The sequence below is a fragment of the Cyclobacterium xiamenense genome (genome assembly GCF_009467825.1).
GTDB lineage: Bacteria > Bacteroidota > Bacteroidia > Cytophagales > Cyclobacteriaceae > Cyclobacterium > Cyclobacterium xiamenense.
On sequence record NZ_WIOK01000005.1, the window covers coordinates 13,232 to 24,743 of the forward strand.

11 protein-coding genes are annotated in these 11,512 nt (G+C 48.5%); 2 read left to right on the forward strand and 9 right to left on the reverse strand.

The features are described 5' to 3' along the window. Positions 1-71: 71 nt before the first annotated feature. Positions 72-437, reverse strand: a complete 366-nt coding sequence (locus tag GCU44_RS04930) for a DUF2200 domain-containing protein (RefSeq protein ID WP_154854586.1) — start codon at positions 435-437, stop codon at positions 72-74. Positions 438-591: 154 nt separating this feature from the next. On the opposite strand from GCU44_RS04930, the gene GCU44_RS04935 reads away from it, so the two are divergent. Beyond that, positions 592-2,442: a ChbG/HpnK family deacetylase gene (locus GCU44_RS04935; protein WP_154854589.1), complete on the forward strand. Its 1,851-nt coding sequence runs from the start codon at positions 592-594 to the stop codon at positions 2,440-2,442. 689 nt (positions 2,443-3,131) lie between these two features. Here the strand turns inward: GCU44_RS04935 and GCU44_RS04940 are convergent. The 6 genes from GCU44_RS04940 to GCU44_RS04965 form a co-directional block, all read right to left on the reverse strand. Continuing rightward, positions 3,132-4,514 (reverse strand): DEAD/DEAH box helicase, encoded by a 1,383-nt coding sequence (locus GCU44_RS04940; RefSeq protein WP_241684842.1) that lies wholly within the window; start codon positions 4,512-4,514, stop codon positions 3,132-3,134. Between the two features lie 109 nt (positions 4,515-4,623). After that, positions 4,624-5,205 (reverse strand): DUF4136 domain-containing protein, encoded by a 582-nt coding sequence (locus GCU44_RS04945; RefSeq protein ID WP_092177289.1) that lies wholly within the window; start codon positions 5,203-5,205, stop codon positions 4,624-4,626. A gap of 349 nt (positions 5,206-5,554) precedes the next feature. After that, the gene (locus GCU44_RS04950; protein ID WP_154854592.1) at positions 5,555-7,219 is read right to left on the reverse strand and encodes a ribulokinase; all 1,665 of its coding nucleotides are present in this window, start codon (positions 7,217-7,219) and stop codon (positions 5,555-5,557) included. Between the two features lie 114 nt (positions 7,220-7,333). Next, positions 7,334-7,858, reverse strand: coding sequence for a hypothetical protein (locus tag GCU44_RS04955; RefSeq protein ID WP_154854602.1), 525 nt, complete (start codon positions 7,856-7,858; stop codon positions 7,334-7,336). A 285-nt stretch (positions 7,859-8,143) separates the two neighbouring features. After that, positions 8,144-8,641 carry a hypothetical protein gene (locus GCU44_RS04960; RefSeq protein ID WP_154854604.1) on the reverse strand — a complete coding sequence of 166 codons (498 nt, stop codon included), beginning with the start codon at positions 8,639-8,641 and terminating at the stop codon, positions 8,144-8,146. 101 nt (positions 8,642-8,742) lie between these two features. Beyond that, entirely contained in the window at positions 8,743-9,096 is a 354-nt protein-coding gene (locus GCU44_RS04965; RefSeq protein ID WP_154854607.1) for a hypothetical protein, read from the reverse strand. 140 nt (positions 9,097-9,236) lie between these two features. Between GCU44_RS04965 and GCU44_RS04970 the strand changes: the two genes are divergently transcribed. After that, the gene (locus GCU44_RS04970) at positions 9,237-10,196 is read left to right on the forward strand and encodes a calcium/sodium antiporter (RefSeq protein ID WP_092177278.1); all 960 of its coding nucleotides are present in this window, start codon (positions 9,237-9,239) and stop codon (positions 10,194-10,196) included. Between the two features lie 71 nt (positions 10,197-10,267). Here the strand turns inward: GCU44_RS04970 and GCU44_RS04975 are convergent, their stop codons facing one another. After that, positions 10,268-10,465: a hypothetical protein gene (locus GCU44_RS04975; protein WP_092177276.1), complete on the reverse strand. Its 198-nt coding sequence runs from the start codon at positions 10,463-10,465 to the stop codon at positions 10,268-10,270. A gap of 305 nt (positions 10,466-10,770) precedes the next feature. Continuing rightward, the gene (locus GCU44_RS04980; RefSeq protein WP_154854610.1) at positions 10,771-11,346 is read right to left on the reverse strand and encodes a DUF3244 domain-containing protein; all 576 of its coding nucleotides are present in this window, start codon (positions 11,344-11,346) and stop codon (positions 10,771-10,773) included. Positions 11,347-11,512 lie beyond the last annotated feature (166 nt).

Genomic DNA, 11,512 nt, shown 5'->3' on the forward strand with positions numbered 1-11,512 from the left:
CTTCAATCAACAATTTCCGGCTCATCAGATTAGCTTTGTTTGATTATAGCCCACAAGCAGATCGATTTACCCTATTCCATCCGCAGAATTTTCTCCATTTTCCGGCCTTTCGCCAATTCGTCGACCAGCTTATCCAGGTACCGGACTTTCTGCGTCAACGGATTTTCGATATCCTCGATGCGGTACCCGCATATCATTCCGGTAATTAGGTGGGCCTGTTGGTTGAGTTGAGCTTCCTGAAAGAAGGTTTCGAAGGTGGCCTTTTCCGCGATAAGCTCCTGTTGCTTTTGCTCGTTAAAGCCGGTGAGCCATTCAATGACCCGGTGCAATTCTTCTTTGGTTCGGCCTTTTCGCTCAACTTTGTTTAGGTAATGCGGATAGACGGAATCAAAGGTCATGGTAGCCATGCGCCGATCGTGTTTTTCTGTGGTAGCCATGCGTGTGATCGATTTCTGACAATTTCGAATTTTATTGTTACTTTGTTAAATGTACGATTTTTCCGGCATACCTCACAGGCCACAGGCCCTAGGCGCCCGGAGGAAATCGGTGCAGCAGATCCATTTGTTTACGACATTGAAAACCCCGGTTGCCATGACCTATTCTAATAAAGTCCTCCTGTTTCTTACCTTCCTGCTCGTTTCTTTTGGTGCGTTTTGCCAACAAACCAGTGGCCCCAGATTGATTGTTCGGGGGGACGACATGGGTTCCTCCCGTTCGGCGAATCTGGCCAGTATTGCGGCGTTTGAGGAGGGTATCGAGACCTCCATCGAAGTAATGGCCGTGGCTCCCTGGTTTCCCGAGGCGGCGCAATTGCTGCGGAAACACACCGGCGTGGAGGTGGGCCTTCACCTGGCCATTACCAGTGAATGGGATGGCGTCAAATGGAGGCCCTTGAGCCATTGTCCCAGTTTGACGGACGAAGAGGGGTATTTCTTTCCAATGATACGACCCAACCCCAATTATCCGGAACGGGCTATCCTGGATAATCGCTGGAAGCTGTCGGAGGTGGAACAGGAATTCCGGGCCCAAATTGAAATGGCCCTGAAACACGTACCCCAAATCAATCACCTTTCCGGACACATGGGATCGACTGGTTTTGATCCTGAGGTAGCCAAGATGGTTGCTGGGCTGGCGGCCGAATACGGATTGTTGCTGATCGATAGTGATTTTATGCAGGAGTTGGGGGTACACAGGGCCACGTACGCTGGTCCCAAAGGAACGTCCGAAGAAAAAGAGGCCTCTTTTATCCGCATGTTGGAAAACCTGGAACCGGGAAAAACCTACCAGTTTGTTGATCACCCGGCCTACGACAACCTGGAAATGCAAGGGGTGGGACATATCGGCTACGAAAACGTGGCCGGGGACCGGCAGGGCGTGACCGATACCTGGACCAGCGAGAAGGTGAAGGAAGCAGTGGCCCGGAAGGAAATCGAACTGGTAACTTTCAGCAGCATCGCCAAGGCATTACCCAGAAGCGATCCTGACTCGGAAAATGTCAATCCAACGGCCATCCGGAGCTACCTTGAAGCCGTAAATAATCAGGATCAGGACCTTCACAGCCTGATGATTCTAAGAAACGGCAAGGTGGTATTCGAAGCCTGGTTGGGAGACAACGCCGCCACGAAGCCCCACGTGATGTTTTCGGTTAGCAAGACGTTTACGGCAACCGCCATCGGCTTTGCCGTTCAGGAGGGCCTGTTGGACGTCTCCGATCGGGTGATATCCTTTTTCCCCGACAAACTACCGAATGAGATCAGTCCGAATCTGCAGGCAATGGAAATCCGCCATTTGCTGACCATGACGGTCGGTCACGATGTGGACCCTACCGGCATCCTTCGGGAACGTAGCGATTCGGACTGGGTGGAGGCTTTTTTGGCCTTTCCCATTCCCCACAAGCCCGGCGAGCAGTTTGTCTACAACAGCCTGGCTACCTACCTGCTTTCTGCCATTCTTACGCAGGTGACGGGAGAGCGGATGTTGGATTTCCTGCAGCCAAGGCTTTTCCGGCCCCTGGGAATAACAGGGGCTACTTGGGAGGAAAGCCCCCAGGGCATCGCTATAGGAGGCTGGGGACTGAAAGTAAAGACGGAGGATATGGCCAAATTGGGGCAGTTTTACCTGCAAAAAGGTGTATGGAACGGCAAGCAGCTGCTCGCGGAATACTGGTTTGACGCTGCCACCGCTGCCCAGGTGCCTTCTCTGCCTGCCGGTGCAAAAAAAGAGAACCTGAAAGTGACCGCAAAGGATTCGGATTGGTTGCAGGGCTACGGTTACCAGCTCTGGCGCAGTCGCCATCGTTCTTACCGGGCAGATGGGCGCAACGGGCAGTTTATCCTGATACTGCCGGAGAAAAATGCGGTAATTGTCACTACGGCCAATATCCCGAACATGCAGGCGGAACTTAACCTGATTTGGGCGTATTTATTGCCGGCTTTTGAGTAGTAGTCCGTCTAGAAGCGGTTTCGGCCAAATCGTTTTGTTTATTAGGAACCCGGCGAGCGCTAGCCAGGTAGTTCTGGATTTCAAGGCGTTGCGCGTTTGACTTCTGGAAATAAGAAGGGGGGGTAACCACCTAGGCACATAGTCACATAGTTTTTTTTTAGGAAAGGTATTTTTTCTGTTAATCTATGTGGACTATGTTCACTATGTGGTTCAGGAATTTGGGGGAGTAGGCCGCTAACTTCCGGAAGGAAAAAAAGGTGTAACCACATAGGCACATAGGGTCACCTGGTTTTTTTTGGGCAAGGTATTTTTCCGTTGATCTATGTGGACTAGGTTCGCTAGGTGGTTTAGGAATTTGGGGATGTAGGGGACGGACTTTTGGAAAGAAAAAAAAGGGTAACCACATAGGCACATAGGGTCACCTGGTTTTTTTTTGGGGAAAGGTATTTTTCCGTTGATCTATGTGGACCATGTTTACTATGTGGTTCACTAATTTGGGGGAGTAGGCTACGCCAGTAGGGGGAGGAAAGTCGCGAACGCTAGCTAACCCTTTTGGAAAAAAACCATGACACTAACTAATAGTGAGCATAAAAAAAGGTTCACCTAACTATTCGTTATTTCAAATCCCATTCAACGTCTGTGGATCCCATGGGAGGCGATGTTGGAGCAAATCTGCATCGATTCTTGAATTAATTCGCAACCTCCAGTTTAACCCTTGTTTTCTTTAATTTTCTTCCGGAAGTATTCTGAAGCAAGGCCAGCACTTTTTCGCGAGGGACGGCCACGTAGGTAGCCGTTTCGAGAATGCTAATCAAGCCAATTTCCTCACCTTTCAGTCCGCCCGTTTTGGTCAAAAAACCGAGCACGTCCCCTTTGCTGATTTTGTCTTTTTTTCCCCCACTGATGTACAGGCATTCCATGGGAGCAGGTCCCGGAATACTAAACGTTTCCGGAACTTCGTATTCGGGTAATTCCTTCGATAGGTATTCCGGAAGCTGTTCGTCATGGGCCAATACCAGGTAACCGGTACCCGAAGCCTGCATGCGGGCGGTTCTGCCATTTCGGTGGATGTAGGCCTGCTCGGAGGTAGGGAGTTGGTAATGCACCACCTGCTTAATTTCTGGAATATCCAGGCCTCTGGATGCCAAATCCGTGGCGATGAGCACCTGCTGGCTACCATTCCGAAAGCGAATCAGGTTTTTTTCCCGATCGATTTGTTCCATTCCGCCGTGCAATAAGGCATGGGCAAAATTGTTTTCGGTGAGCAGCTGGCTGATGCGGTTTACCGCTTCCCGGTGGTTACAAAAGACCAGGGTGCTATCCTGATTCAAATTTGCCAGCAGCCGCAGGAGCGTATCTGCCTTTTCGACGCTGGAGGTTCTCACCAGTTTCAGCGCCAAACCTGCCGCAGATGTATCTGTCAAAAAATCGAGGGTCACCCATTCCCGGGATGGAAGCATATCCGGTAAGGGATTCAGCGGTGTAGCAGAGGTTAGGAAAAACCGTGAATGACCGCTTAGTTTTTCAAACAGGATCTTCAATTGTTCCTGGAAGCCCAGTTGCAGCGATTTATCAAATTCATCCAGGACAATCAGCGAAAAATCATCGGGATTGAGGTTGCCATTCAGGACATGATCCGAGAGTCTTCCGGGTGTCCCCAATACCAGGCCGGGATTTTCCTTCAGTCGATTCGTTTCCACCTTCATTTCGTGCCCGCCGTAGCAGGTACAAGAGGAAATACCCGTCTTCAGGGATTTGAATACCTGTTCGATCTGCAAGGCAAGTTCACGAGAAGGTACCACAATCAAGGCCCTTTCGGAAGATTCATTCCGTTTCAATCGTTGCACGAGGGGGAGGAGATACGCCAGGGTTTTTCCCGTCCCGGTCGGCGCCAACAGGATGAGTTCGTTGCAGGACGCTGCCTTTTCGAAAAAGGCAAGTTGCATTTCATTAAAGGCGGAGAAGGGAAGGTTTTCCAAAAAGGGCTGAAATTCCGTAGGGGATGCTGCAGTCATGGGACAAAGGTACGGATTGTCTGGTCCATTTAGTGCATCCGTAAAAGATTCATTCATCTCCACAGCATTTTTGGTAGTTCGATTCGAATGCAATCGAGGAGTTTTCAAAAAAAAAGCACCCGACCAATCGTGATCGGGTGCTTACCAACGTTCACGTGGAAACGTATTAGTTTCTGGTCAAGATCTTAAACTGGTCCATGACCTTATAGGTGGCACGGGTTAGATCGATGTGGATATTGGGAGAGCTGTAGTCGAAATAAGCAGAAGTATATCCTTGCCAGATGGTATTTCCCTTTTTATGGTCGATGACCAATACGACAAGCATGCCGTCGTTTTGGGTATATTTGACCGCATTGTAATTTTCGCCCCGCTTTTGCCGTTCCAGACTGTCTAAAACGGACTCTTCTACCAGTTCAATGCCTTGTTTCTTCAGCCAGTAATCGAAATTCGGTTGGTTGTATCCCCGGTATCGAACCTCACTCATGTACAGCTTATGGATAACCAATAGGTCGGGATTGGCATCTTTCTGTCGGAACCCCTGGGATCCCAGGCGGGAACTGATCGATTTTTCGATGATGCCTGTGAATTCGGCATCGTTTTTTCCTTCCTCCTCAACAAAACCAAAGGTTTTGTATTTCTTAAACGCTCCCTTGTAATTGTAATCGTACTCAGCAATAAAGTCTTTTTGAGATAAACAGGCTGAATTAAAGATCAGCAAAACAAAGATGAAGTAGTTGATGTTTTTCATACAGATTTGTTTTGAAATTGTTGGTGATTACACACGAAGTTTCATGCTAACTAAACGAACAAGCATTTTGATCAAACAAAATCGATTCGTATCGTTTTAGAAATAAACTTCAAAATAAAATTTTTGTTTGCCGGGGTTAGGAACGAATCCGAGTTAATGTTAGCAATTTTCGATTCTATTTCCAAAAAAATGCCCGGGAAATACATAAAACTTATCTGCCTGAGCCTAAGAGAGATGTATTTAGTTGTGTTACTGGCGGCGTGTCGCCGTTCGGATTAAAAAAAATGGCAACCAGAAATGATTGCCATTGCCGAGACCCTGCGTTTAAGCAAAGGAGTGCACCTCCCGATTAACTAAGATTCTTTTCAATAAATTCTCCCAACTCCAGGTATCTTTGGTATTTTCTTTGGTACGTATTGCGGTTTTCCGCCCTGGGTTTGTATACCAGATCGAATCCATTTCCCATGTGGGCAATGGCATCCGCAACCGTCGGATAAATACCGGCGGCAGTGGCTGCATACATCGCTGCGCCAAGAGCGGGGGCCTGTTCCGATTTAGCTACCTTAATGGGCATATCCAATATATCTGCCATGGTTTGCATGACCAGCGTGGATTTTTTAGCGACCCCACCCAGACCAATTACCTGCTGAATGGAGACCCCTTCTTCTTGGAATCGCTCGATGATCCGCTTGGAACCAAAGCATATCGATTCCACCAGCGCTTTGAAAATCTTTGCTGCATCGGTACCCATGTCCAGCCCGGATAATGCGCCCTTTAGATTTTGGTTGGCATCGGGGGTTCGCCGTCCATTGATCCAATCCATGGCAAGCACCTGGGTGTTCTCAGGAGACACCTGTTCCGCCTGGCGGGAAAGCGTTTGGATTAGGTTTTCCTCCAGGTGGCTGCGGATTTCTGAGAGGGTATTGGGGTTCATGCCGGCGTCGGAAAGGGTATCCAGCAGGGGTTTTTGGAGCATTTGGACGAACCAGGCAAGTACGTCTCCGAAGCCGGATTGACCTGCTTCCAAACCGATTTGTCCGGGTAGCACCGATCCGTCCACCTGACCGCAAATTCCTTTTACTGTTTTGTTTTCCAGTGCTGCGGGTGAAGTGACCATGATATCGCAGGTAGAGGTGCCCATGACTTTCACCATTGTGCCGGGAGACACCTCACCGCCAACCGCTCCTGCATGGGCATCAAAGGTGCCTACTGCCACCGCAATTCCTTCCTCCAAGCCAAGTTTTTGTGCCCAATCAGCAGCGAGGTATCCGGCTACGGTATCCGAGGTGAAGGTATCCGTGTACAGATTTTCCTTCAGGGAAGCCAGTCGGGGGTCCAATCGGCTCAGAAAATCTGAATTCGGGAGCCCTCCCCAGCTTTCGTGCCATAGGGCTTTGTGCCCGGCGGCACAGCGACTTCGTTTTGCCTCCTGTATCTTTGTTCCTCCTGTTAATAAAAAGGTCAGGTAATCGCAATGCTCCATCCAGGAATAGGCAGAGGCGGCTACTTCCGGATCTTTCCGAAGTATGTGAAGGATTTTGGCCCAAAACCATTCCGAAGAATAAATCCCTCCTTCGTAGCGGGTAAAGTCTTCTCCACCCCAGGACCGGGCCAGCTGATTGATTTCATCGGCTTCTGCCACAGCCGTATGGTCTTTCCACAAGATCATTTGGGCGTTTGGATTGTTCGAAAAAGCCTCCGACAGCGCAAGTGCCTGGCCGTTTTGGTCCACCGGGAGGGGTGAAGAGCCGGTGGTATCCACGCAGATGCCCTTTATTTGCGCTTTCGGCAGGCCGCTATTGGCTACAACCCTCCGGACGGTTTGTTCCAATCCCTCCAAATGGTCCAATGGATGCTGCCGAAACTGGTTTTTTTCGGGATCGCAATACGCGCCAGCTTTCCACCTGGGGTAGTAAAATACCTCGCTGCCTTTGGTGCTGCCGTCATCGGCGTTTACCAAAAGAGCCCTCACGGAATCCGTTCCGAAATCAACTCCCACTACGTAATTGTCCATGTGTGTTTTTTTTGGGTTAAAAAAAAATCGCTAAAGAATGTACTCTGGATCGTAAAAATAGACGCAATTATCCAAAAAAAAACCAAATAACAGGAAATTAAAAAGGGGCTGGAGTCAATGAAGCTCTGACTCGGAGGGGTCTTCCTGGTGCCAGGTCTGAATTTCCACAATGGAATCGTTTTCCGTTTTTACGGCCATGTGGTATTCGTACTTAACTGACTTTAGTGTGAGGCCATCCAAGGCCGAAAAAGTAGTCCATACCAGGGTCCAGTCTCCCTTTAGTATCCCCCGGTTTACCCGGATACTTTTCAAAACGGGGTCGCTAAACGACAAGTGACTTAATTTTTCATGCTGCGCCTTCCAATGGGCCAACTCTTGCATGCAATCCCGGATCGAGTCGGTGTTGGTATTGATGCACTTAAAATCCGGGTGAATAAATTCTTTGATATAGTCATAGCTTTCCAGCTGTAAACTTTCCAGATAGCGACGGATTAATTTTTGGTCGGAGTTTGCTTTTGGGTTGGTCGTAACGGGAGGCAAGGTGTCGCCTGTGGTTTGTTTTTGTTGTTTTTCGTATTGGCTGGAGAACAGATAGCCTGGTAAAAAGGCCAATGCCAGTGAATTTTGTATGTTGGTCATTTTCGTTCGCTTAAGGTGTAAAAATAGAAGAGATGCCTGGAGTAGGGTGATAAATCCAGTATCTCAGTATTGTTCCTACAAAATACAAAAAAAGGCATGAGAAATCCAACTATTCGGCTAGATTTTAATTTTATTTTTTATTTGGCGGGTACTGTTCCCCAGTTCTCCCGAAGGAGATGCGTATCGGTGAAAATGCCAGAGCCGGAAACCTGTTATTTTTGTTTTGCGGCCAGTCCAGGGGAGTGGGGAAAATGGGCCGGCATGGGGATTTACCGGCCCATTTCCTTAAATGCCGGCTATGGCGTTACGAAGGAGTTGTTCCCATTTTTTCGCCAGAGGCCATTCTCCGCATAGGTCGGAATGCTTGTCCCCGTCAAAAAAAACCAAACTGAAGCACGGAAAAACAGCGGGTTCGCCCAGCAGATGGATTTCTAGGCGGTCCACAATTTCTTCTCGAGATCTCCCCCTGCCCGTTAAATGACTGGTTTTATGAAACCGTACCTCCCGGATGTCAGGTAGGGAGATGCACTGAATTGTCGGTTCGGATGAAGTGTTGTAATAGACCACTGTTTGATTGGCTGTATCCAGGCCGATTCCGTATTGTCCTCGCCAAAAATCGGTTTGGGATAGGTGGAGGCCACGCGTTTTCGCTTCGTTGAGAAACGCCGCACGTTGCAAAGCCCGTTGGGCTTTTTGTCGGATGCAGGCTCTTAGAATTGGGAAGATAAATGCACAGATGGCCAGCAGGGAGATTCCTGTACTGACCGGCTCGATAGGTACCATGTAGGATGAGATGAATTGGTTAAGAAATGAAGGTACTCCGGAAACGATTCCCAGGCGCGATGCGGGTGCGGTTGAATAAGACCTGCCCGATTGCCGGCCAATTAGTAGAAAAAATGGTACGGAAATAAAATCAACCGCAAACGGGCCATTGCATGTACGACAAAGGTCGTTTTCCGTACACCTCTTGCTCCAAAGGCATCGAAGCGTATTTGCAATCCTTCGTAGGGATGCTCCCGGACCGGTACCGGGGGTGGATTGGGTGCATCTACCGTTACCTGATCTGCCTGGTGAATCGGTGTAAGGCTGGCCGGACTACCTGGTTTAAAAGATGCCTCTGGCAGTCCTTCTGGTTGGGATTTATCGTTTGTAGCACCATTGCTGGTAAAAAACGCGATTGCAGCAATCCCGGTTAGGAGTAGCATAGCAAAGAGCAAAGCCGCAGATTTTGCTTTCATGTGCATCAGAAGATATAGAACTAACGGAAAAACGAAAAAAGAAATGGTTCGTTTATCATCATTTTAATTTTCAGCTGTCATGCGTTTCGCGCAAGCAATTCTTCCTACCTTTGCTACCGTACCGTACCATTTCAATTTCTATGCTACTTTCCCTGATAGTGCTTGTATTTGGTTTTGTACTGCTGGTGTATGGAGCGGACAAACTGGTAGAAGCAGCCACTAGCATTGCTGCACGGCTATCCATTCCGAACAGCGTCATCGGACTTACGGTGGTGGCTTTTGGCACCTCGGCACCGGAATTGTCCGTAAACGTGATGGCGGCCATCGAGGGCTCGGGAGAAATGGTAATGGCAAACGTTTTGGGAAGCAACGTTTTCAATGGGCTGGTCATACTGGGTCTCTGCGCAATGATTTTTCCGCTGACTGTAAAATCTGCCACTACCTGGATAGAGGTGCCGCTTAGTTTTTTGGCTGCCCTGCTGGTGTGGATCCTTGCGAGCGACCAATGGTTGGACGGGGGAGACATCAATCTGGTAAGTAGAAGCGAAGGATTGGTTTTGCTGCTGTTTTTTGCCGTTTTTTTGGTGTATACATTGCTTGTTTCCAAAAACCCCCAAAGCCCTACGGAAGAGGTTTCGGTTACCGAGATGAAGCTCAGCCATGCTGTTTTCTGGTTGCTACTTGGCCTGGCAGGATTGGTTGTCGGCGGAAATTTTATAGTCACAAACGCGATTTTCTTAGCCCAGTCGATTGGATTATCCGAGCGAGTGATTGGACTCACGGTCGTTTCCATTGGTACATCGCTTCCCGAACTGGCCACCTCACTGGCCGCGGTTAAAAAGAAGAAAGTGGATATCGCTATCGGTAACGTGGTCGGGTCAAACATCTTTAATATTTTCCTGATTTTGGGACTTTCTTCGACAATCCATCCGGTGCTTGTGAACGATGGGACATTTGTGGACATATTGGTGAATTGTGTGGCGGGCTTGCTCTTGTTCGTGTTTATTTTTTCTGGAAAAGGGAGAATGTTGGAACGATGGGAAGGGGGAGTATTCGTGTTGTTATATGGGGCCTATCTGAGCTATTTGCTTTTTTTCTGATCGTACTGGCTCAAACACCAAAATAAAAAGAGCTGCCCTCTTTTGAAGGACAGCTCCTGGTAGCGCGTGATTTACAAAGCGATGGATGCTGAGTCGATTTCCAGCTGCAGGGAATCTGCCGTCGCCGGCATTTCTTCCAGAACTTCTTCCTCCGGTACTACTTGCACCTGTTCGGAAGGGGTGAGCAAGGCGGGGTCAGCGGGCTTTTTGCCACAGGAAACCAGAATGCCTGCGATGCAGGCGATTGGAATTAAGATGCTTGTTTTCATTTTTTTCTTTTGCTTTTTTTACGTCACAAGGACAGTCATCGCACCCTAAATTGCATGCCAGTTTTTTCAAATCCGGGCCCTTGCTAAAAATAAATTTTTGACATTGGTGTTCCTTTATTGCGGAGGGCTTCGGTGGTCGTTTTTTAGCCATCAGCCTGGGGATTTTTCTGGCATCGTACGGTTTGGGAAGGTAAAACAGGAAGGGGAAAGGAGGTTAGAGAAGCGCATGGGAAGGATCTAACGGGCAAATAAAAAAAGGGTCCGCCGTAGAAGGACCCTTTGACCGTTTCCGGAATGTTTTCAAATTAATCTTGAAAACGAATGTATTTCTCCCTGCCCTGGGAATCGGTGACTTTCAGCGTTAGTTCTTCCACCGGAAATTTATCGAATACGTAATTTTTTCGAAAACCCTTCGGTTCGTCAATGGTTTCCTGCATCAACAACTTGTTGGAGGCGTCGAAGAATGTAACCCTGGTTCCGGGCTTTTCCAGGCCAACTACCAAAAGAGAAAGGGTATTGGGGCCGATTTTTTTACCGTAGGCCATAAGCGGTAGGGACGCTTCTTTCCGGTTTTCCAATTCGTATTGGTTGCTTCCGTTTTCGCCAATTACGTGCAGTACGTAGTTACCTTCCTGGATCTGAGACAAATTTATGGGAATTACTACCGGTTCCCTGGTTGTATAATTGGCTTTGAAAAGGGTTTTTCCAGAGGTATCGGTGAGGCGCAGCACCACGTCTTCCATGGCGGATGTGAAATGTACCTGTACCAACTGCCCTTTGGTTTCGATACGGGTGTTTTCTTTTAACATTTCTACGGTCGGGCTGGCCAGAGAAGCGAAAGATAGGGTACTGCTGAGAACAAGTGTGAGTAGCGTTTTCATGGGATTTACGGTTTATACGGTTAAATGCTAAGGGTTTAATGGATACATTCGGTTTGTTTTGCTCCTTTGCCTACTGCGAATGACAGGCCAAAACCACTATCAAGCCGGTCTGGCGTATGTACAGTGAGTCTGGCATGCGGAAAAATGCGGGTAGGTTGTCCGCTTT

What these genes read in the sequence shown, in the direction of transcription:
- GCU44_RS04930 (WP_154854586.1), bottom strand. Translation starts at nt 437, where the DNA reads ATGGCTACCACAGAAAAACACGATCGGCGCATGGCTACCATGACCTTT.
- GCU44_RS04935 (WP_154854589.1), top strand. Translation starts at nt 592, where the DNA reads ATGACCTATTCTAATAAAGTCCTCCTGTTTCTTACCTTCCTGCTCGTT.
- GCU44_RS04940 (WP_241684842.1), bottom strand. Translation starts at nt 4,514, where the DNA reads ATGAATGAATCTTTTACGGATGCACTAAATGGACCAGACAATCCGTAC.
- GCU44_RS04945 (WP_092177289.1), bottom strand. Translation starts at nt 5,205, where the DNA reads ATGAAAAACATCAACTACTTCATCTTTGTTTTGCTGATCTTTAATTCA.
- GCU44_RS04950 (WP_154854592.1), bottom strand. Translation starts at nt 7,219, where the DNA reads ATGGACAATTACGTAGTGGGAGTTGATTTCGGAACGGATTCCGTGAGG.
- GCU44_RS04955 (WP_154854602.1), bottom strand. Translation starts at nt 7,858, where the DNA reads ATGACCAACATACAAAATTCACTGGCATTGGCCTTTTTACCAGGCTAT.
- GCU44_RS04960 (WP_154854604.1), bottom strand. Translation starts at nt 8,641, where the DNA reads ATGGTACCTATCGAGCCGGTCAGTACAGGAATCTCCCTGCTGGCCATC.
- GCU44_RS04965 (WP_154854607.1), bottom strand. Translation starts at nt 9,096, where the DNA reads ATGAAAGCAAAATCTGCGGCTTTGCTCTTTGCTATGCTACTCCTAACC.
- GCU44_RS04970 (WP_092177278.1), top strand. Translation starts at nt 9,237, where the DNA reads ATGCTACTTTCCCTGATAGTGCTTGTATTTGGTTTTGTACTGCTGGTG.
- GCU44_RS04975 (WP_092177276.1), bottom strand. Translation starts at nt 10,465, where the DNA reads ATGAAAACAAGCATCTTAATTCCAATCGCCTGCATCGCAGGCATTCTG.
- GCU44_RS04980 (WP_154854610.1), bottom strand. Translation starts at nt 11,346, where the DNA reads ATGAAAACGCTACTCACACTTGTTCTCAGCAGTACCCTATCTTTCGCT.